This is a genomic window from Streptomyces sp. ICBB 8177 (assembly GCF_003144095.1).
In the GTDB taxonomy this organism is placed as follows: domain Bacteria; phylum Actinomycetota; class Actinomycetes; order Streptomycetales; family Streptomycetaceae; genus Streptantibioticus_D.
In genome coordinates this window covers 2,404,279-2,423,596 of sequence record NZ_NSKH01000018.1, presented here as the reverse complement: position 1 = coordinate 2,423,596, position 19,318 = coordinate 2,404,279, and the positions used below count along the sequence as shown (strand labels likewise).

The 19,318-nt window shown below is 71.1% G+C and carries 22 protein-coding genes; 9 read left to right on the top strand and 13 right to left on the bottom strand.

All coding sequences use genetic code 11. From position 1 onward, the window contains the following. Positions 1-759: an ABC transporter ATP-binding protein gene (locus CK485_RS19455; RefSeq protein WP_109453282.1), complete on the top strand. Its 759-nt coding sequence runs from the start codon at positions 1-3 to the stop codon at positions 757-759. A gap of 22 nt (positions 760-781) precedes the next feature. Continuing rightward, a complete protein-coding gene (galE, locus tag CK485_RS19450; RefSeq protein ID WP_109453280.1) occupies positions 782-1,756 on the top strand; it encodes a UDP-glucose 4-epimerase GalE in 975 nt (324 codons plus the stop codon). Positions 1,757-1,833: 77 nt separating this feature from the next. Here galE and CK485_RS19445 read toward each other — a convergent pair whose 3' ends face one another. The 5 genes from CK485_RS19445 to CK485_RS19420 all read right to left on the bottom strand — a co-directional run bounded on the left by CK485_RS19445 (position 1,834) and on the right by CK485_RS19420 (position 7,650). Then, positions 1,834-3,417, bottom strand: a complete 1,584-nt coding sequence (locus CK485_RS19445) for a glycosyltransferase family 2 protein (RefSeq protein WP_109453278.1) — start codon at positions 3,415-3,417, stop codon at positions 1,834-1,836. Between the two features lie 85 nt (positions 3,418-3,502). Continuing rightward, complete coding sequence (locus CK485_RS19440) at positions 3,503-4,825, bottom strand: hypothetical protein (RefSeq protein WP_109452269.1); 1,323 nt, start codon at positions 4,823-4,825, stop codon at positions 3,503-3,505. After that, a complete protein-coding gene (locus CK485_RS19435; protein WP_109452267.1) occupies positions 4,815-5,339 on the bottom strand; it encodes a DUF6114 domain-containing protein in 525 nt (174 codons plus the stop codon). Before CK485_RS19435 ends, CK485_RS19440 begins: the two co-directional genes overlap by 11 nt. A 101-nt stretch (positions 5,340-5,440) precedes the next feature. Continuing rightward, entirely contained in the window at positions 5,441-6,067 is a 627-nt protein-coding gene (locus CK485_RS19430) for a DUF6230 family protein (protein WP_109452265.1), read from the bottom strand. 623 nt (positions 6,068-6,690) lie between these two features. After that, positions 6,691-7,650: a tetratricopeptide repeat protein gene (locus CK485_RS19420; RefSeq protein ID WP_109452263.1), complete on the bottom strand. Its 960-nt coding sequence runs from the start codon at positions 7,648-7,650 to the stop codon at positions 6,691-6,693. Positions 7,651-7,924: 274 nt separating this feature from the next. On the opposite strand from CK485_RS19420, the gene CK485_RS19415 reads away from it, so the two are divergent. Further along, positions 7,925-8,521: a TetR/AcrR family transcriptional regulator gene (locus tag CK485_RS19415; protein ID WP_109452261.1), complete on the top strand. Its 597-nt coding sequence runs from the start codon at positions 7,925-7,927 to the stop codon at positions 8,519-8,521. Positions 8,522-8,533: 12 nt separating this feature from the next. On the opposite strand, the gene CK485_RS19410 is transcribed toward CK485_RS19415, so the two are convergent. From CK485_RS19410 to CK485_RS19385, 6 genes are all read right to left on the bottom strand, one after another. Further along, positions 8,534-9,022, bottom strand: a complete 489-nt coding sequence (locus CK485_RS19410) for a hypothetical protein (protein WP_109452259.1) — start codon at positions 9,020-9,022, stop codon at positions 8,534-8,536. A 141-nt stretch (positions 9,023-9,163) separates the two neighbouring features. Next, positions 9,164-10,864: a methylmalonyl-CoA mutase family protein gene (locus CK485_RS19405; RefSeq protein ID WP_109452257.1), complete on the bottom strand. Its 1,701-nt coding sequence runs from the start codon at positions 10,862-10,864 to the stop codon at positions 9,164-9,166. 128 nt (positions 10,865-10,992) lie between these two features. Beyond that, the gene (locus CK485_RS19400; protein WP_109452255.1) at positions 10,993-11,331 is read right to left on the bottom strand and encodes a DUF3817 domain-containing protein; all 339 of its coding nucleotides are present in this window, start codon (positions 11,329-11,331) and stop codon (positions 10,993-10,995) included. A gap of 94 nt (positions 11,332-11,425) precedes the next feature. Beyond that, positions 11,426-11,935, bottom strand: a complete 510-nt coding sequence (locus tag CK485_RS19395) for a MarR family transcriptional regulator (RefSeq protein ID WP_109452253.1) — start codon at positions 11,933-11,935, stop codon at positions 11,426-11,428. Positions 11,936-12,050: 115 nt separating this feature from the next. Beyond that, the gene (locus tag CK485_RS19390; RefSeq protein WP_109452251.1) at positions 12,051-12,344 is read right to left on the bottom strand and encodes an MTH1187 family thiamine-binding protein; all 294 of its coding nucleotides are present in this window, start codon (positions 12,342-12,344) and stop codon (positions 12,051-12,053) included. Then, positions 12,341-12,688 (bottom strand): DUF3817 domain-containing protein, encoded by a 348-nt coding sequence (locus CK485_RS19385; RefSeq protein WP_109452249.1) that lies wholly within the window; start codon positions 12,686-12,688, stop codon positions 12,341-12,343. The genes CK485_RS19390 and CK485_RS19385 overlap by 4 nt, the downstream gene beginning before the upstream one ends. A gap of 220 nt (positions 12,689-12,908) precedes the next feature. Between CK485_RS19385 and CK485_RS19380 the strand changes: the two genes are divergently transcribed. From CK485_RS19380 to CK485_RS19360, 5 genes are all read left to right on the top strand, one after another. Next, entirely contained in the window at positions 12,909-13,691 is a 783-nt protein-coding gene (locus CK485_RS19380) for a DUF2127 domain-containing protein (protein ID WP_109452247.1), read from the top strand. Next, positions 13,692-14,330 carry an AIM24 family protein gene (locus CK485_RS19375; protein WP_109452245.1) on the top strand — a complete coding sequence of 213 codons (639 nt, stop codon included), beginning with the start codon at positions 13,692-13,694 and terminating at the stop codon, positions 14,328-14,330. Between the two features lies 1 nt (position 14,331). Then, positions 14,332-14,982, top strand: coding sequence for an AIM24 family protein (locus CK485_RS19370; protein ID WP_109452243.1), 651 nt, complete (start codon positions 14,332-14,334; stop codon positions 14,980-14,982). Next, positions 14,979-15,701 carry an AIM24 family protein gene (locus CK485_RS19365; protein WP_109452241.1) on the top strand — a complete coding sequence of 241 codons (723 nt, stop codon included), beginning with the start codon at positions 14,979-14,981 and terminating at the stop codon, positions 15,699-15,701. The genes CK485_RS19370 and CK485_RS19365 overlap by 4 nt, the downstream gene beginning before the upstream one ends. Before the next feature lie 104 nt (positions 15,702-15,805). Beyond that, the gene (locus tag CK485_RS19360; RefSeq protein ID WP_109452239.1) at positions 15,806-16,282 is read left to right on the top strand and encodes a MarR family transcriptional regulator; all 477 of its coding nucleotides are present in this window, start codon (positions 15,806-15,808) and stop codon (positions 16,280-16,282) included. A gap of 102 nt (positions 16,283-16,384) precedes the next feature. Here CK485_RS19360 and meaB read toward each other — a convergent pair whose 3' ends face one another. Both meaB and CK485_RS19350 read right to left on the bottom strand, forming a co-directional pair. Beyond that, complete coding sequence (gene meaB, locus CK485_RS19355; protein ID WP_109452237.1) at positions 16,385-17,347, bottom strand: methylmalonyl Co-A mutase-associated GTPase MeaB; 963 nt, start codon at positions 17,345-17,347, stop codon at positions 16,385-16,387. 92 nt (positions 17,348-17,439) lie between these two features. Further along, complete coding sequence (locus tag CK485_RS19350) at positions 17,440-18,639, bottom strand: acetyl-CoA C-acetyltransferase (RefSeq protein ID WP_109452235.1); 1,200 nt, start codon at positions 18,637-18,639, stop codon at positions 17,440-17,442. A gap of 136 nt (positions 18,640-18,775) precedes the next feature. On the opposite strand from CK485_RS19350, the gene mce reads away from it, so the two are divergent. Then, complete coding sequence (gene mce, locus CK485_RS19345) at positions 18,776-19,204, top strand: methylmalonyl-CoA epimerase (RefSeq protein ID WP_109452233.1); 429 nt, start codon at positions 18,776-18,778, stop codon at positions 19,202-19,204. Positions 19,205-19,318: the final 114 nt, after the last annotated feature.

The window sequence follows — 19,318 nt, the reverse complement described above, 5'->3', positions numbered from 1 at the left end:
GTGCCGACCGTGGTGGTGGACGACGTGCACATCGTCTACAAGGTGCACGGCGTGGGCACCGGCAAGGGCAGCGCCACCGGTGCGCTCAGCCGCCTGGTGAGCCGCAAGACCTCGCCCACCATCCGCGAGGTGCACGCCGTCAAGGGCGTGACGTTCACCGCGTACAAGGGTGAGGCGGTCGGCCTCATCGGGTCCAACGGCTCGGGCAAGTCGACCATCCTGCGCGCCATAGCGGGCCTGCTGCCGCCGGAGCGCGGCAGGGTCTACACCAACGGCCAGCCCTCGCTGCTGGGCGTCAACGCGGCCATGATGAACGACCTGACGGGCGAGAAGAACGTCGTCCTCGGTTGCCTGGCGATGGGCATGCCCTACGCCGAGGTGCGCGAGCGGTACCAGGACATCGTGGACTTCTCGGGCATCAACGAGCGTGGTGACTTCATCTCGCTGCCGATGCGCACGTACTCCTCCGGTATGGCCGCCCGCCTGCGGTTCTCCATCGCCGCGGCCAAGAGCCACGAGGTGCTCCTGATCGACGAGGCGCTGGCCACCGGTGACTCGCGCTTCCAGCGCCGCAGCGAGGACCGCATCCGCGAACTGCGCGAGGAGGCCGGTACGGTCTTCCTTGTCAGCCACAACAACGCCGCGATCAGGGAGACCTGCGACCGGACGATCTGGCTGGAGGGCGGCGTGATGCGCATGGACGGCCCGACCGAGGAGGTCGTGGACGCCTACGAGGAGTACATGGGCAAGAAGAAGTGACGCGCTCGATAGGGTGGCCGGCATGACGTGGTTGATCACTGGCGGTGCGGGGTACATCGGGGCGCACGTCGCCCTCACCATGGCGGGTGCCGGGGAGCGGGTCGTCGTCCTCGACGATCTGTCGACGGGCCTGCCGGAGCGGCTGCCCCGGGACATCCCGCTGGTCGAGGGCTCCACGCTGGACCGTGCGGCGCTGGACAAGGTGATCGCCGAGCACGGTGTGACCGGCGTGGTGCACCTGGCGGCCAAGAAGCAGGTCCCCGAGTCGGTCGCCGACCCGCTGAAGTACTACCGGGATAACGTGCAGGGCCTGGAGACGCTGCTGGGCGCGTGCGCCGACGCCGGGGTGAAGCGCTTCGTCTTCTCCTCCTCCGCGGCCGTCTACGGCATGCCGGACGTGGACCTGGTCACCGAGGACACCCCCTGCCTGCCGATCAACCCGTACGGCGAGACCAAGCTCGCCGGTGAGTGGCTGGTGCGCGCGGCGGGCAGGGCGCACGGCATCGGCACGGTCTGCCTGCGGTACTTCAACGTGGCGGGCGCGGCGGCTCCCGAGCTGGCCGACGTCGGGGTGTTCAACCTGGTGCCGATGGTGTTCGAGAAGCTGGACGAGGGGAAGGCGCCCCGGATCTTCGGCGACGACTACCCGACGCCGGACGGCACCTGCGTGCGCGACTTCATCCACGTCCAGGACATCGCCTCCGCCCACCTGGCTGCCGCGCGGCGGCTGGCGGACGGCGCGACCGGCGACCTGACCGTCAACATCGGCCGCGGCGAAGGGGTCTCGGTCGCCGAGATGGTCGAGCGCATCCGGCGGCACACCGGCCGCACCGACGCCGCGCCGGTGGTCGAGCCGCGCCGCGCGGGCGACCCGGCCCGAGTGGTGGCCTCCGCGGAGCGGATCGCGAAGCAGCTGGGCTGGTCGGCCCGGTACGACGTGGACGAGATGATCGCCTCGGCGTGGGCGGGCTGGCGCCTGCGGCACGACCGCGGCTGAACTCCCGCCCCCCGGTACGGCGAAGGGCGGCGCACCCACGGGTGCGCCGCCCTTCCGCGTGCCCGGCGGGAAGGCCGCTAGCGGCGCTTCAGACGGCGCCGCACGACGTCCAGGGCTCCGCGTACCCCGGGGGCGAGCCGGAGCGCCAGCGCGCCGTCCACGGTCGCGTACGGCTGCGCCAGCAGCGCCCCGCCGCGCACGCTGGGCACGACGGTGCGGCGCAGGCCCCGGCGCACGGCCTGCGGGGTGGCCTCCAGGCGCTCGCCGCCCGCGCAGCGCAGGGTCAACCTCAGGTCGCGCACGGCCAGTTCGCCGGTGGCGAGCGCGGCCAGGTCGAGCGGCGCCTCGGCGGTCCAGCCCTCCCCCGCCGGGTACCCGGCCAGGTCGGCCGTGCGGGTCTGGAGCACCTCGCCGGTGATCCGGTCGTGGACGCGGACCTCGACGGCGAGCGGGCGGGCCGCGGCGAGCCGCCCGTACAGGTCGTGGACGCGCAGGCGCAGCCGGGTGCGCAGCGCGCCGGGCTCCAGCAACGCCTCGACGGTGAACGGCAGTTCGTCCAGCGGGCAGTCCGCCAGTTCGTCCAGGCCGACCTGCGGCAGGTCGGCGCTCCAGCCCTTGGCCGCGTACGGCGGCAGCAGGCGCGGCGGGCGGGCGGCGAGCGCGGCGAGCCTCGCCAGGTCGCGCGGCTGCTCGGAGGCGAGCAGGACGCCCGCGATCAGGCGGGCGGGCAGCGGCGCCGCCGCGACGTCGGCGGGATCGAAGCCGCCGACGTAAGCGCGGGCCAGCCGCCACCACTCGCGGCGGTACTCCTCGCCGCGTCCGCCGAGTTCGCGCACGTACATGCGCACCGAGCGGTCCAGGAAGCTCGCGCGGGCCGCACGGACGAGTGCGTCCTCGCCCGCCTCGCTGTGGACGGCGACGACCTGGCGGTGCGCCTCGACACGCGCGCGCCAGTTGTCGACGCCTGCCCGGTCCAGCGAGATCGACAGCCGCTCGGCTCCGCGGCGCACGTGCCAGACGTAGACGGTCGCGGGGATGAGCGCGACCCGGGGTCCCGCGGCCAGCACGCGGGCGGTGAAGACGAAGTCCTCGTAGGTGAACCTGCCGTCGGGGAACCGCAGTTCGCGCTCCCGGAGGAAGTCCGTGCGGTAGAGCTTGTTGACGCACAGGGTGTCGTCGGCGAGCCGGGGGTCGTCGGCGGGGCGGTCGATCACCCGTGCCTCGGTGTGCAGTTCGGGCCGCCATGGCGTCTCGCGGCCCTCGGGCAGCTCACGGCGCACGCACGAGCCGGCGGTGACGTCGGCGTCGTTGGCGCGGGCGGCGGTCAGCAGCGCGTCCACCGCGCCGGGCGGCAGCACGTCGTCGCTGTCCAGGAACATCACGTACGGGGAGGTGGCCGCCGCGATCCCGTCGTTGCGCGGGGTGCCGCAGCCCCCGCTGTTGGTCTCCCGGCGCAGCACCCGCACCCGGGGGTCGCCGGCCGCGACGCGGTCCATGACCTCCGCGGTACCGTCCGAGGAGTGGTCGTCGACCGCGATGACCTCGGCCACCGCGGGGCCCTGGCCGAGCGCGGAGCGGATGGCGTCGGCGACGAGCGCGGCGTCGTCGTAGGCGATCACGACGACCGTCACGGCCGGCGCGGCGGGGTGGGTTGCGTTCATCGCGTACAAGCTAACAGCGGCGGGCGTCCGGCCCGCTCCTCGGGTCGTGGCGCCCGCCGCTGTGCGGCTCGGCGGTGGTACGGGGTCAGGACTTGTAGACGTGCATGCCCGGCACCGTCAGGTCGCCGCCGAACTGGCCGGCCTGGACCACCGTGACGTCGGTGAAGAAGATGACCGGGATGGTCAGCGGCGGCGGGCTCTTGGGCGTGAAGTCGACCGGGATCAGGCCCAGCAGGTTGCCCTTGAGCTCCTGGGTGTACATCGTGACCGTGCCGTTCTTGATGGTCGACGTGCTGCCCGGCGCGGAGCCCACGTTGATCGTGGTGCCGTCCGGGCCGACCTGGAGCTGGTGCAGGTTCTTGATGTCCACGCCGGTCGCGGTGAACTTCAGCACGTCCTTGGTGGCACCGCTCTCGGTGCGCACCGTGACGATGCCGTCGTACGCCAGGCCGGTCAGTGTGAGCATGTCGGTCTTGAGCGTCCAGGGCTGGTCGGCCAGCAACTCCCCGGTGTCCGCCGGCTTCGCGTCGGCGAGCGCCTTCGCGTCGTAGGTCGGACAGGGGTAGGCCATGCCCGGGGTGACCGAGCCGGAGGCGTCCGGCTTGGGCGAGGTGGCGGCGTCGGCGGTCTTCTTGACGTCCTGCGTGGCGCCCTTGGCCGCGTCGGTCACGGTCTTCGCCGCGCCCTGGGCGGTCTTGCCCACCGTGCCGGCCACACCGCTGCCGCCGCTACCGCTCCCCGAACCCGCCTTCGTGGACGGGGACGTGCTGGGGGTGGTGGCGCTCGGGGTGGGCGAGGCGGTCGGGGTGGGCGTCGAGCCGGAACCGGAGCCGTGGCTCCCGGTCAGCCCGCCCAGCAGGCCGCCGAGGATGCTCCCGAGGCCCAGCGGGTTCTCCGACGACGCCGACGACTTGGACGACGTGCTCGCGCTCGGCGAGGGCGCCGTCTGGGCGGCGTCGGCCTTGACCGTGTCCGCCTTGGCCGTGCCGGATTTGGTGGCGCTCGGGGTTGCCGAGGCGGTCGGCTGCGGCTTCGCCTGGTCACCGGAGCCGCTCTTGCCCGCGTCCGGCGCCTTGGAGGCCGAGGGCGTGGGAGAGGGCTTGGCGGACGGCGAGTCCGACGGCGACGCGGACGACGAGGCGTCCGGCGACGGGGAGTCGGACTGGCTGACGCAGTGGTCGCCGGAGAACGGGTTCTTCGGCAGTTCGTCCGCCTGCGCGAGTCGCGGGGTCAGGCCCATGCCCATCAGCACCGCCGTGGGCATCGCGGCCAGGGCTATCGCCTTGCCCGCCGGAAGCTGGACCCGGCGCAGCACCGACCGCCGGGGCGCGGCGTGCCGCGGCCCGGATCTCGCGCGGGGGGTGCCGCCCCCGGCGTGGTTCTCGGGGTTGACGTCGTCACCCGGCACGGTTCCTCCCGTTGGTCGACTCGTCGTCCGCGCCGGCTCCCGCGATCGCGGGCTCGGGGGCGGTCTGGCCGCCGTCGCCCGGCGCTGCGGGCCCCTCGGCGGCGGGCACTCCGGTGACCGGGGTGCCGGGCGCCCAGGAGACGGCCAGGCCGCCGCCGATGAGCGCCAGGATGAAGCCCAGCAGGAAGCCGCCGAAGTTGGAGACGACCAGCGACACCAGCGCGAGCAGGATGGCGGCGACACCGGCGAAGACCCGCGACGACTTCTGGAACCACAGGGTGAGCCCGAGCACGACGAGGAGCACGCCGATGATCAGCGAGCCGGAGCCCGCGGTGGTGGCCATCCGTACGGTCAGCTGTCCGACGGTGAGGTTGGCATAGGGGAAGTACATGATCGGCAGTCCGCCCAGCAGCGTCAGCAGACCCGCCCAGAACGGGCGCTCGCCACGCCAGGTACGGAAGGACCGGCGTCCACTGCCGAATCGGTCACGCAGCCCTTGGGACTCGGCGCTCATTGAAAACAGCTCCCTGCGACCGGCGATCGGTGGTTCGGTGGGGCGGCCGGGTGAGGAACGGGATGTGCGTCCCCCACCCCGGCCGCCTTACAGCGAGTGCGTCAGTAGCACTCGTTGTCGCCCTTGCTGACGTGCATGGCGAGGCCGCTCAGCTTGAACGTGCCCGCGCTGGTGGCCCAGGCGGTCTGCTTGACGTTCGTCAGGACGGCCGACTTCGCGTCCTGGGCGAACGAGCCCTCAGTGAACTGGTTCTGGTCCGAAGGGGCGAGCCCCGGGCCTTGAGAGCTGTCCCCAGCCGCGACGCCGATGTTGATGTTCGTGAACGTGGCGTCGGCGTTCAGGTTGTCCAGGTCGATGTACAGGTTCGAGGCCTGGACCTTGGTGCCGTTACCGCCTGCGGTCAGCTTCATCGACACGTCGCCGAAGACCGGGACGGGGATGACGACCGACTGGCACAGATTGGTGATCTGAGCCGACTTGAACGCGGAGACGGCCACCGGGACCTTGGTGCCGTTGTGCTCCGCGTCGAGCGACCCGTACTGCAGGAAGCCCTGGCCGTTCAGTTGCTGCGCACTGACCTTGAACTCCTGGCCGGAAACGCTGAACGACGCGGCCAGCGCGCCCTGCGCGAGTGCCACACCGATCGCGGCGGTCGCCGCGACGCTGGGCACCATGACGACGGCGAACCGCTTCCATCTGGTTCCGCCACGAGTCGTCTGTGACTCCATGACTTTCCTCCTTCTCGGACGTACATCTCCGCCTGGATCCAAGGGATTCGGGCTGGGATGGGAGAAGTGCTACGTCCTCGGGAAGGAGAGCGCCGTCATCGGTCTTCCGTCGCAGGCTGGCGAACGGCTTGGTCCGAAGTATCGGCGATCACCCCCGAGCGACAACCACTGGCCACGCTCTCGCGCAACCTGCTGGACAGGCCCTGCCGTGGTGGGCAGAGACCCCCCTGTCCAAGAGCCGCGGCGGGTGGCCGCCGGCCCTGCCCGGTGGGGACCCCTTCGCCTTCGCGCCGACCGGTTGCCGGGCTGGGTTGAACGGACCGAGCGTCAGCGATCGTGGTCCATTCCCGGCCAGGGCACAAGGGGGATCGTTACCAGCGAGTAACGGTCGGATAACCCAGGCATGGCGACGCGGTGCGGGCCGGACACGCAACGTGCCCGGCCCGCGATCGAATCGGACCGACATAAGCGGTCATGTCCGACGAAACAATTGCCCTGACTTACTACCGGTAACTACGGGGCGTCTTCATCACGATTCCGTAAACACGCGAACCGTACCGCCGTACCGTCAGCGCCCCGTCACCCGGTGTGCGCGGCGCGGCGCCAATCGTCCTGAGATGCCGTCAGAACAGCACCCGGGCGAGTGCGGAGCGTGCCGAGACCACCCTCGGGTCCTCGGCGCCGACCACGTCGAACAGTTCCAGCAGCCGCAGCCGCGCCTTCTCGCGGTCGTCGCCGGCGCTGCGGCGCACGGTTTCCACGAGCCGGCCGAAGGCGTCCTCCACGTGACCGCCGACCACGTCCAGGTCGGCGGCGGAGATCTGCGCGTCGGTGTCCGCCGGGTCGTCCGCCGCCGCCTTGCGCACCGCCTGCGCGTCCAGGTCCCGCACCCGCAGGAGCAGTTCGGCCTGCGCGAGGGCGAGCTTGGCCTCGGTGTCGCCGGGGTTGTCGGACAGGACGTTCTTGTACGCCTGGACGGCACCGGCCAGGTCGCCCCGGTCCAGCGCGTCGTGACCGGCCGCCAGCGCGGGGTCGATCGGCTCGGCGGGCGCGGCCCCCTGCTCGGCGCCCTCGCCGCCGGCCACCAGGCCGGTGATGCCGAAGCGCTGCTCGGCGACCGCGATCAGCTGGTCGAACACCTCGCGGACCTGGGCCTCGGGCGCGGCACCCTGGAAGAGGGGCATGGCCTGGCCGCCGATGACCGCGAAGACCGCGGGGATGCCCTGGACACCGAACTGCTGGAAGAGCAGCTGGTTGGCGTCGACGTCGATCCGGGCCAGCAGGATGCGGCCCGCGTAGGACTCGGTCAGCCGCTCCAGGACCGGGCCGAGCTGCTTGCACGGCTCGCACCACTCGGCCCAGAAGTCGATGACGACCGGCACTTCGGCCGAACGCTGGAGCACCTCGCGCTCGAAGGTCTCCTCGGTGACGTCGATCACCAGTTGTGCGGCGGTGACGGCTCCCGCGTCACCGCGGGCGGCGTTCTCCCGGCGGGCCGCTTCCGCCTTCTGCCTGGCCTCACCGGCCGCCTTGACCGCGGCGAGGTCGACCACGCCGCTCATGGACATGTTCCGTGGCTGCATGAGGTCAATCCTCCCCCCTAACCGGGACAAGCGTGAACAGCCCCTCGATACCCCGCCGGACCGCGGGATATCCACCAGACCGTCCTCGGATCGCCGTGTTGACGCATGACGTGTCGCGAAGGCCCCGGTCCCCACCGGCGCCAGTGGTCATCGCTCTTTCGCTACGAGTCGTAGCGTAACTCGTCCGGGCCCTCCCATCGCAACAGAACTCCGTTACGACGACGTTACGGCCGCGTGATCTGTCTCACGCGTTACCGGACGGTAGGGTCCTGGGGTGACCAGGACCGGACGCCCTCGCAGCCAGCAGGCCGACGAGGCGATCCTGGAGGCCACCCGGCAGGCGCTGGTCGACCTGGGGTGGGGCGGTCTGACCATGAGCGACGTGGCGTCCCGCGCGGGCGTCGCCAAGACGACGCTCTACCGCCGCTGGGCCAACAAGAACGAACTCGTGGTGGACGCGGTCGCGGCCCTCTTCGACGAACTGCGGCTGCCCGACCGCGGCAGCCTGCGGGCCGACATCGAGGGCGTGGTGCTCCAGTTCGGGCGGCTGCTGGAGCGGCCGGAGACCAAGACGGCGCTGATGGCCGTGGTCGCCGAGTCGACCGGCGACGAGGCGCTGCGCTGCCGTATCCGCGAGGCGATCGTGGACCGCCAGAAGCACCTGGTGATCGCGGGCCGGCGGCACGCCCAGGACCGCGGCGAACTGCCGCCCGACGACGGCGCCGACCCGTCGGCCGAGATCGACCTGATCTTCGACGTCATCGCGGGCGCGGTCGTCCACCGCGTCCTGGTCAGCGGCGAGCCGGTGGACGCCGCCTGGGCCGCGTCACTGGCGGCCCTGCTCCTGACCGGCCTCGCGGGCACCGCCTGACGGCATCCGGGGTTACGGCAAGCGGTACTTCCCGAGCACCTTCTTTACCGGCCCCTCCAACCGGACATCCTGTTCGGCGAGACACTGCCGCAGGACAGCGGCCAGCTGGCGGCGGTGTTGCAGTGAGATCCGTGGAAACTCGATCGTGCAACGGTTCTTCCCTCGGTCGGTAAGCCAAACCACAGGGCCGCTCCTGGGCCCTGGATGTGCTCGCACCACAGTCAGCTCCGAGAGCCGAACCACATGCCACAGGACCATCCGTCTGACGACAAGCCGGTCTTCGTCCAGGTAGACGCGGTAATGCTGGAAGATCCCCGTGGGCACAGCCACGAGCACGCCAAGGGCGATCCGCAACTCCGCGTCGGAGGCGGACAAGGCCAGCACACAGGCCAGGACCACCGGCGTCACCAGCGGAACAAGGACGAACACCGCCCGCCACGGGGGCCTGCCCATCGCGATTACTTCCGGCCCCAAAGGAGGGCGGAACAATACGAAGCCCATTCCCCCACCTGCGTAAAGGTCCGTTCTCTCACCCACGCGTAGGCCGCCGTTTCGGCTCTCGCCCCCTCCCGGAGCGCGAACGCGGGCCCGGTGGTCGCGACTTGGCGGTCGCCGGGTCCGCGTTCCCCGTGCTCGAAGGGGTCAGAACCGCGCAGGTTCCGTGTACGCGCCCCACTCGTCGCGCAGGACGCCGCAGATCTCGCCGAGCGTCGCCTCCGCGCGGACCGCCTCCAGCATGGGCGGGATCATGTTGCCGCCGTCGCGGGCGGCGGACAGCAGCGCGTCCAGCGTCGCGCGCACCGCGCCCTCGTCGCGGGCGGCCTTGCGGTCGGCCAGCACGCGGACCTGTTCACGCTCGACCTCGTGGCTGACGCGCAGGATCTCCAGGTCGCCGGTGACCGAGCCCTCGTGGCAGTTGACGCCGACGACGCGCTTGTCGCCCTTCTCCAGGGCGCGCTGGTAGCGGAAGGCGGACTCCGCCGTCTCGCCGGTGAACCAGCCGTCCTCGATCCCGCGCAGGATGCCGGAGGTCATCGGGCCGATCGGGTGCTGCCCGTCCGGGACCGCCCTGGCGCCCATCTCCTTGATCTTGTCGAAGATCTTCTCCGCGTCCGCCTCGATGCGGTCGGTCAGCGCCTCCACGAACCAGGAACCGCCCAGCGGGTCGGCCACGTTGGCGACGCCGGTCTCCTCCATCAGCACCTGCTGGGTGCGCAGCGCGATCTCCGCGGCCTGCTCGCTGGGCAGGGCGAGGGTCTCGTCGAGGGCGTTGGTGTGCAAAGAGTTGGTGCCGCCGAGCACCGCCGCCAGCGCCTCGACCGCGGTGCGCACGACGTTGTTGTACGGCTGCTGCGCGGTGAGCGAGACACCCGCGGTCTGGGTGTGGAAGCGCAGCCACTGCGCCTTGTCGCTCTTCGCCCCGTAGACGTCGCGCATCCAGCGGGCCCAGATCCTGCGCGCCGCGCGGAACTTGGCGATCTCCTCGAAGAAGTCCACGTGCGCGTCGAAGAAGAAGGACAGCCCGGGCGCGAAGGTGTCCACGTCCAGGCCGCGGGACAGGCCGAGTTCGACGTAGCCGAAGCCGTCGGCGAGGGTGTACGCCAGCTCCTGCGCGGCCGTCGCCCCCGCCTCGCGGATGTGGTAGCCGGAGACCGACAGCGGCTTGTACGCCGGGATGCCCCGGGCGCAGTACTCCATCAGGTCGCCGATCAGCCGCAGGTGCGGATCGGGCGCGAAGAGCCACTCCTTCTGGGCGATGTACTCCTTGAAGATGTCGGTCTGCAGCGTGCCGTTGAGCACGCCCGGGTCGACGCCCTGCCGCTCGGCGGCGACCAGGTACATGCAGAAGACCGGCACCGCGGGGCCGCTGATCGTCATCGAGGTGGTCACGTCGCCGAGCGGGATGTCCTTGAACAGGACCTCCATGTCGGCGGCGGAGTCGATGGCGACGCCGCAGTGGCCGACCTCGCCCAGCGAGCGCGGGTCGTCGGAGTCGCGGCCCATCAGGGTCGGCATGTCGAACGCCACGGACAGCCCGCCGCCGCCGTTGCGCAGGATCATCTTGTAGCGCTCGTTGGTCTGCTCGGCGTTGCCGAAGCCCGCGAACTGCCGGATGGTCCAGGTGCGGCCGCGGTAGCCGGTCGGGTACAGGCCGCGGGTGAACGGGTACTCCCCCGGCCAGCCGATCCGCTCGAAGCCGGGCACGACGGCGCCGGCCGGCGGCCCGTAGGCCGGCTCCACCGGGTCGCCCGACAGCGTCGTGAAGTCGGCGTCGCGCTTGGCGGCCTTGTCGTAACGGGCCTGCCAGCGTCGGCGGCCCTCCTCAATGGCTTCGGCATCCATGCCACCCAATTTACTTGGACGTCCTAGTAAATGTCGATGGCAGAGGTCACGGCGGCGCGGCGGACCGAGGATGACCCGGGGCGCCTCGGTTCCGGCTGGATCCGGCTCGGGGCGCCCGCGGCGGCGGCTCAGACGCCGACCGGCTCCGGCGCCGCCTTGCTGACCAGCGGTTCCAGCTCCCGGGTGACCCGGCGCTCGACGAAGAACGCGGCCGTGGGGATGGTGCCCGCCAGCAGGATCCACAGGAGCTTGATGAACGGCATCTTGGCCTTGCTGCCCATGTCGAAGGCGAAGACCAGGTAGATCACGAAGAGCCAGCCGTGGGCGGTGCCGAGGATGGCGACCCAGACGTACGCGGCGTTGACGTCCATCGCGTACTTGGCGACGCAGGCGAGCGTGAGCAGGATCAACAGGACACCCGTGACATATGCCATCACGCGGTACCGGGTCAGGACAGAAGACTTCATGACGCACGAGCGTACGCGGCGTTCCTGGCGCCTTCCGCGCCGCCCCCACCCTTGTGGTAACGGGCCGGACCACCCCTCGCGGAGGGTGCCGGGGTCACTCCTGCGTGAAGTCGCCGGCGGCTATCCGCAGCGGGCGCAGCAGCGCGAAGATCTCCTGGCACTCGTCCGCGTCGTACGCGCTCAGGCCGAAGTCGATCGCCATCAGGTCCCTGGTGGCCGCCTCGACCACCTCGCGGCCCTTGTCGGTGATGGACGCGAGCGTGCCGCGGCCGTCGTTGGGGTTGGGCCGCTTGTCGACCAGTCCGGAGCGCACCAGCCGGTCGACGGTGTTGGTGACCGAGGTCGGGTGGACCATCAGCCGCTCGCCGATCTTGGACATCGGCAGCTCACCGGCCTTGCTGAAGGTCAGCAGGACCAGCGCCTCGTACCGCGCGAAGGTCAGCCCGTACGGCTTGACCACGGCGTCCACCCGACCCAGCAGGATCTGCTGGGCGCGCATGATCGAGGTGATGGCGCCCATCGCGGGCACCGCGCCCCAGCGGCGCTGCCACAGTTCGTCGGCGCGGGCGATCGGGTCGAAGGGGAGGCTGAGCGGCTTCGGCACGGCACCGAGACTACCGGGCGGTCACATGCCGGGAGGGTTCGTCTCGCTCTTCGAACAACGGGTCTGCGGCACGGACGCGGGCGGGCAGCGGGACGGCCGCGGCGGACGCGGGCGGTCAGCCCGCCAGGTGGCGTTCGACGGTGTCCACCTTGGCGGTGAGGCCGTCGGTGACGCCCGGGCGGATGTCCGCCTTCAGCACGAGGGAGACGCGCGGGGCGCGGGCCTCGACGGCGGCGACCGCCCGCCGCACGACGTCCATCACCTCGTCCCACTCCCCCTCGACCGAGGTGAACATCGCGTCGGTGCGGTGCGGCAGGCCGGACTCGCGGACCACCCGCACGGCGTCGGCCACGTACTCCCCGACGTCCTCACCGACGCCGAGCGGAGTGACGGAGAAGGCGACGATCACGCGTTGACCACGCCTTCCTTGCGGGCCCTGGCGGCGATCACGCCGGCCGACTCCTCGCGCCGGATCATCCGGTCACCGAAGAAGCCGCCGGTCGGCAGCACCGCCCAGAGCAGGAAGAGCCAGACGCGGCTCATCGGCCACTTGGCCTTGTTCCACACGTCGGCCAGGAAGACCAAGTAGACGACGACCAGCGCGCCGTGCAGCAGGCCGAGCGGCATGAGCAGGTTGATGCTGCTGATGCGGCTGAGCAGCGAGCCGAAGATCAGCAGGGCCAGGAACGAGATGGCCTCGGCGATGGAGATGATGCGCAGGCGGCGCAGGGCGGCGGCGGTCTTCACGTCCACGAGGGTCCTCATATCCGATGGATCACGAACGGTCCGGTCCCGCACGGGCCCGGCTTTGTGAAGCGGTGCACAAGCGTCCCCATTGTCGCAGTCCGGTCCCAGGGCTGCGGAACGGGGTAGGGGTGTCGGTGGTCACCATTAGCATCGTCGCTGTAAGTGATCACTGGCACGCGACCGCGGCGACGGCCGGGGCGCGGGCCGACAGCCCACCGGGGGACCGATGAAGCTCGACTGGAACCGCCGCACCTGCGCCCGGCGCGGTCACACGACGTACGCGCCCAGCGAGGCGGGGCTGCGCGAGCGGCTGCACGCGTCGACCGCGCTCGGTGACGCCTGGCGCTGCCTGCGCTGCGGTGACTTCGTGCTGGGCGAGCCGCACGGCGCGGGACCGGCAGGCCAGGCGCCCGAGGTGCCGCGCGGCCGGGCGCTGCGGGACCTGCTGATCCTGCGGCTGCTGGCGTTCGAGCGGGTGGTGCGCGGGGTCTTCATCGTGCTGGTCGCGGTGGCGGTGTGGAAGTTCAGCAACTCGCAGAACGCGGTGCAGCGGCTGTTCGAGCAGGACCTGACGGTCTTCCGGCCGGTCGCCCTGCACTTCCACTACGACGTCAACCACTCCCCCATAGTCGACACCATCCGCAAGACGTTCACCTACAAGCGCTCCACGCTGCTCGCGGTCGCCGCCGCGCTGTTGGCGTACGCGCTGATCGAACTGGTCGAGGGCGTCGGGCTGTGGTTCGCCAAGCGCTGGGCGGAGTACCTGACGGTGGTGGCCACCGCCGCGTTCCTGCCGCTGGAGATATACGAGCTGACCGAGAAGGTCAGCGGCCTGAAGATCGCCACGCTGGCGCTCAACGCGCTCGCCGTGGTCTACATCCTGCTGGCAAAGCGGCTGTTCGGGCTGCGCGGCGGCGCGCGGGCCTTCGAGGAGGAGCGGCGCGGCGACTCACTGCTGGAGGTCGAGCGCGCGGCGGGCACGCCGGCGCGGGACGGGAGCATGGCGTAGATGGCGCTCTTCCGGCTCCAGGGCAGCAGGGTGCTCGCCGTCGACCTGGCCGGCGACGCGGTGAAGGCGAAGAACGGCGCGATGGTCGCGTACGACGGCAAGATGACCTTCAAGCGGCTGACCGGCGGCGGCGACGGCCTGCGCGGCATCGTGACCCGGCGGATCACCGGCGAGAGCATGACGGTGATGGAGGTCAGGGGGCACGGCACCTGCTGGTTCGCGGACCGGGCGAGCGAGGTCAACCTGGTGCGTTTGTCCGGCGAGAAGCTGTACGTCGAGGCGAGCAACCTGCTGTGCACGGAGGCCACGTTGCGTACCGGGACGACGTTCACCGGGCTGCGCGGGGTGAGCGAGGGGCACGGGCTGTTCACCACGACCGTGGAGGGCACGGGGCAGGCGGCGCTGGTCTCGGACGGCCCCGCGGTCGTGCTGCGGGTCAGCCCCGACTTCCCCCTCCAGGTCGACCCGGGCGCGTACGTGGCGCACACCGGGAACCTGCGGCAGCGCTTCCAGTCCGGCGTCAACTGGCGCACCTTCGCGGGCGAGGCGTCCGGCGAGTCGTTCCAGATCCGTTTCGAGGGCGACGGACTGGTGTACGTCCAGCCCAGCGAGCGCACCACGATCGCGGGGCAGGTCTGAGATGACCTTCACCCAGCTGACGTCGAAGATGGTGCGGGCCGAAGTGGTGCCCGGGCGGCCGCTGTTCAGCCAGCGCGGCGCGATGCTCGCGTACACCGGGCAGGTCACGTTCACCCCGCGCATCACCGGCGGCCAGGGCGGCATCGGCTCGATGATCGGCCGCCGGGTGGCGAACGAGGCCACGCCGCTGATGACCGTGGAGGGCTCGGGCAGCGTGATGTTCGGGCACGGCGGCCACCACGCGCACGTGGTCGAGCTGACCGGCGAGACGCTCCACGTGGAGTCCGACCGGCTGCTGGCCTTCGAGGGCGGGCTGCGGCAGGGCACGATGTTCCTGGGCTCCCAGGGCGGTGTGATGGGGGTGGTCCGCGGCCAGGTCACCGGTCAGGGCCTGTTCACCACCACGTTGAGCGGATCGGGCGCGGTGGCCGTACTGGCACACGGCGGCGTGTTCGAGCTGCCGATCCGTCCGGGCGCCGCGGTGCACGTCGATCCGCAGGCCTACGTGGCGCACCGCGGTGAGGTGCGCAACAGGCTCGTCGCCGCGGTCGGTTGGCGTGAGCTGGTCGGCCGCGGTTCGGGCGAGACCTTCCAGCTGGAGCTGACGGGTGAGGGTGCGGTGTACGTGCAGGCGTCGGAGGAGAAACTGTGAACGCTGCCACGGGCGGGCCGGTGGTCTTCGACCCGTACACGCTGCCGAGCGACGACAACGTCAATCCTTACGCGTTCAGCGTGGACCTGAACGGCGAGTGGTTCCTGCAACGCGGGAAAATGGTCGCCTACTACGGCCGGATCGACTTTCACGGTCTGGGCCACGGCCCGCTGGACCGGCTGATCTCGGTCAATTTCCATTCCCCGCTGCACGCCGCGGACTGGGTGGTGGCGCAGGGCCAGGGCAAGATGCTCCTCGCCGACCGGGCCTTCGACATCAACTCCTACGACCTGTCGGACGGCAATCTCACCATCAGGTCCGGCAATCTGCTGGCTTTCCAGCCGGGGCTGTCGCTGAAACAGTCCATCATCCCGGGTTTTCTCACCCTCATCGGAACGGGAAAGTTCGTGGCCGCCTCCAACGGCGCGGTGGTCTTCGTGGAACCACCGGTCCGGGTCGATCCGCAGGCCCTGGTGGGCTGGGCGGACTGCCCCTCGCCCTGCCACCACTACGACCACGCCTATCTGCGCGGCGTCCTGGGCGGCGTGCGGATGCTCACCGGACTCGGCGGCGTCTCGGGCGAGGAGCACCAATTCGAATTCGTCGGTGCCGGACAGGTACTGCTCCAGTCCAGTGAGCGGCTGATGGACGGCATCGACACCGGTGTGGTGCCGCGGCAGCCCGGAGTTCCGGCCGGACAACCCCACTCCGGATTGTGAGGGGTGACCTCCGGAGTGTAATGTCGAACAATTGTCGGCCGGTCTCGCGCGGTCGAACTCATTCGATTGATCCGAGTTTCAACCAATTGGACAGACTTGACGTCATGGAGACCGAGAAGGCGCCGCGCTGGCTCGACGACGACGAACAGCGCGCCTGGCGTACCCATCTGGAAGTGTCCCGGCTGCTCACCTACCAGCTGGAACGGGACCTTCAGCCATTCGGCCTGACCTACAACGACTACGAGATCCTGGTGAACCTCTCGGAGGCCGAGGACCGGCAGATGCGGATGAGCGACCTGGCGCGGTCCACGCTCCAGTCCAAGAGCCGCCTCTCCCATCAGATCACCCGGATGGAGAACGCCGGGCTGGTGCGGCGGGAGAACTGCGAGTCCGACCGGCGCGGCCTGTTCGCGGTCCTGACCGACCACGGCTGGGAGACGATGACGAAGGTGGCGCCGCATCACGTGGCGTCGGTGCGGGAGTACTTCATCGACCTGCTCACCCGGGACGAACTGGAGTCCCTGCAAAGGGCGTTGACGCCGGTCGCCAAGCGCCTGCGGTCGGTGCGGCCGAGGGTCTGACGCGCGGTGCGGCCGAAGGGCCGGCCCGCGGCGCGGCCGACGGGCTGACGCGCCGCCGCGGCCTGGGCGACCCGGCCCGGGCCGCTTCCCGGGCTTTCCGGCTCAGTCCTCGTCCTGGGCCGTCAGGCCCGCGACGAGTTCGTCGGCGGCCGTGTACGGGTCCAGGGCGCCCGCGAGCACGCCGTCGGCCAGGGCGTCGAGCCGGCGGTCGCCGTGCAGGTCCCCGATGCGGGCGCGCAGGGCGGTCAGCGCGATGTTCTCGACCTCCTGGGCCGCGCGGCGCCGCCTGCGGGCGGTGAGCACGCCGTGCTCCTCCATCCAGGCGCGGTGCTTCTCCAGCGCCTCGACCACCTCGTCGACGCCCTCCGCGCGGGCGGCGACCGTCTTGACGATCGGCGGCCGCCAGTCGCCCGGGCCGCGCGCCTCGCCCAGGCCCAGCATGTGGTTGAGCTCGCGGGCGGTGGCGTCGGCGCCGTCCCGGTCGGCCTTGTTGACCACGTAGACATCGCCGATCTCCAGGATGCCCGCCTTGGCGGCCTGGATGCCGTCGCCCATGCCCGGGGCGAGCAGCACCACGCTGGTGTCGGCCTGCGCCGCGATCTCCACCTCGGACTGCCCGACGCCGACCGTCTCGACGAGGATCACCTCGCACCCGGCCGCGTCCAGCACCCGGATCGCCTGCGGCGCCGCCCACGCCAGCCCGCCGAGGTGACCGCGGGTCGCCATGGAGCGGATGTAGACGCCGGGGTCGGAGGCGTGCTCGCTCATCCGCACCCGGTCGCCCAGCAGCGCGCCGCCGGAGAACGGCGAGGAGGGGTCCACCGCCAGCACGCCGACCCGCTTGCCGCGCTTGCGGTAAGCGGTGACCAGGGCGGAGGTCGTGGTGGACTTGCCGACGCCCGGCGAGCCGGTCAGGCCGACCACGTAGGCGTTGCCGGTGAGCGGGGCGAGGGTGGACATGACCTCGCGCAGCTGCGGGGAGGCGCCTTCGACGAGGCTGATGAGCCGGGCCACGGCACGCGGCCTGCCCTCCCTTGCCTGCGCGACGAGGGTCGATACGTCCACTGTGCTCCTCACCTAAGGTCTTCCTGCCCGGGCCCGCCGGTACCGGCGCGGCCGGACGGCTCGATGGCCGTCCGGCCGCGCCGGGTCCGTGATCAGGCGCGCGGTACCCGGACGATCAGCGCGTCGCCCTGGCCCCCACCGCCGCACAGCGCCGCCGCGCCCACGCCGCCGCCCCGGCGCCGCAGTTCCAGCGCCAGGTGCAGGACGATACGGGCGCCCGACATGCCGATGGGGTGGCCCAGGGCGATCGCGCCGCCGTTGACGTTCACCTTTTCGGGTGTCACGCCGAGGTCCTTCATCGACTGGACGGCGACCGCGGCGAACGCCTCGTTGATCTCGATCAGGTCGAGGTCGCCGACGGCCAGGCCCTCCTTGCGCAGGGCGTGCCGGATGGCGTTGGACGGCTGGGACTGGAGGGAGTTGTCGGGGCCCGCCACGTTGCCGTGCGCGCCGATCTCCGCGATCCACTCCAGGCCGAGCTCCTCCGCCTTCGCCCTGCTCATCACGACCACGGCGGCGGCGCCGTCGGAGATCTGCGAGGAGGTGCCGGCGGTGATCGTGCCGTCCTTGGCGAACGCCGGGCGCAGCTTGCCGAGCGACTCGGCGGTGGTCTCCGGGCGGATGCCCTCGTCCTTGCTGAAGACCACCGGCTCGCCCTTGCGCTGCGGGATCTCCACCGGCGTGATCTCCGCCTCGAACAGGCCGTTCTTCTGCGCGGCGGCGGCCCGCTGGTGGGACAGCGCGGCGATCTCGTCCTGGTCGGCACGCTGGATGCCCAGGCGGGTGTTGTGCTTCTCGGTGGACTCGCCCATCGCGATGTTCTCGAACGCGTCGGTGAGGCCGTCGTGCGCCATCGCGTCGAGCATCTCGATGGCGCCGTACTTGTGGCCCTCGCGGGACTTCGGCAGCAGGTGCGGCGCGTTGGTCATCGACTCCTGGCCGCCCGCGACGACGACGTCGAACTCTCCGGCCCGGATGAGCTGGTCGGCCAACGCGATGGCGTCGAGGCCGGACAGGCAGACCTTGTTGACGGTCAGGGCCGGCACCGACATCGGGATGCCCGCCTTGACGGCCGCCTGGCGGGCCGGGATCTGGCCCGCGCCGGCCTGGAGGACCTGGCCCATGATCACGTACTGCACCTGGTCGCCGCCGATTCCGGCCCGGTCCAGAGCGGCCTTGATGGCGATCCCGCCGAGGTCGGCGCCGGAGAAGGTGCGCAGACTGCCGAGCAGGCGGCCCATCGGCGTACGGGCACCTGCGACGATCACGGACGTGCGTGCCTGGCTGGTCATGGCGCGGCCCCTTTGCGTAAGGGAGTTAACGAGGGTTAAGGCCAATGTACTGACGGGTACCGCCGCCGGTCACCGGCCCGAGGGTGTGACGGCGCGCACGTTGCGTGACCACGCGTGTCGGCGGTGCACTGGTTCCATGCTGACGCGCATCGACCACATCGGGATCGCCTGTTTCGACCTGGACTCCACTGTCGAGTTCTACCGTGCCACCTACGGCTTCGAGGTGTTCCACACCGAGGTCAACGAGGAGCAGGGCGTGCGGGAGGCCATGCTCAAGATCAACGAGACCTCCGACGGCGGCGCCTCCTACCTCCAGCTGCTGGAGCCGACCCGCGAGGACTCCGCGGTCGGCAAGTGGCTGGCCAAGAACGGCGAGGGCGTGCACCACATCGCCTTCGGCACCGCCGACGTCGACGCCGACTCCGCCGCCATCCGCGACAAGGGCGTACGGGTGCTCTACGAGCAGCCGCGCACCGGCTCGATGGGGTCGCGCATCACCTTCCTGCACCCCAAGGACTGCCACGGAGTCCTCACCGAGCTGGTGACCGCCGCCCAAGAGCACTGACCCGCGGGCCCCGGCCCCGGTACTGTGTCCCTCGGGGCTGGGGGACGGCCCGGACGCGGTGAGAATCTGACACCATTCTCCTGAATGGCTATGTTCACCGGAGAGACTCACCCG

Excerpts from the sequence above, each read along its gene's own strand:
- CK485_RS19430 (WP_109452265.1), bottom strand. The coding sequence starts at position 6,067 with ATGGAGTCACAGACGACTCGTGGCGGAACCAGATGGAAGCGGTTCGCC.
- CK485_RS19435 (WP_109452267.1), bottom strand. The coding sequence starts at position 5,339 with ATGAGCGCCGAGTCCCAAGGGCTGCGTGACCGATTCGGCAGTGGACGC.
- CK485_RS19410 (WP_109452259.1), bottom strand. The coding sequence starts at position 9,022 with ATGGGCTTCGTATTGTTCCGCCCTCCTTTGGGGCCGGAAGTAATCGCG.
- CK485_RS19380 (WP_109452247.1), top strand. The coding sequence starts at position 12,909 with ATGAAGCTCGACTGGAACCGCCGCACCTGCGCCCGGCGCGGTCACACG.
- CK485_RS19375 (WP_109452245.1), top strand. The coding sequence starts at position 13,692 with ATGGCGCTCTTCCGGCTCCAGGGCAGCAGGGTGCTCGCCGTCGACCTG.
- CK485_RS19360 (WP_109452239.1), top strand. The coding sequence starts at position 15,806 with ATGGAGACCGAGAAGGCGCCGCGCTGGCTCGACGACGACGAACAGCGC.
- CK485_RS19350 (WP_109452235.1), bottom strand. The coding sequence starts at position 18,639 with ATGACCAGCCAGGCACGCACGTCCGTGATCGTCGCAGGTGCCCGTACG.
- CK485_RS19445 (WP_109453278.1), bottom strand. The coding sequence starts at position 3,417 with ATGAACGCAACCCACCCCGCCGCGCCGGCCGTGACGGTCGTCGTGATC.
- CK485_RS19420 (WP_109452263.1), bottom strand. The coding sequence starts at position 7,650 with ATGCAGCCACGGAACATGTCCATGAGCGGCGTGGTCGACCTCGCCGCG.
- CK485_RS19370 (WP_109452243.1), top strand. The coding sequence starts at position 14,332 with ATGACCTTCACCCAGCTGACGTCGAAGATGGTGCGGGCCGAAGTGGTG.
- CK485_RS19400 (WP_109452255.1), bottom strand. The coding sequence starts at position 11,331 with ATGAAGTCTTCTGTCCTGACCCGGTACCGCGTGATGGCATATGTCACG.
- mce (WP_109452233.1), top strand. The coding sequence starts at position 18,776 with ATGCTGACGCGCATCGACCACATCGGGATCGCCTGTTTCGACCTGGAC.
- CK485_RS19405 (WP_109452257.1), bottom strand. The coding sequence starts at position 10,864 with ATGGATGCCGAAGCCATTGAGGAGGGCCGCCGACGCTGGCAGGCCCGT.
- galE (WP_109453280.1), top strand. The coding sequence starts at position 782 with ATGACGTGGTTGATCACTGGCGGTGCGGGGTACATCGGGGCGCACGTC.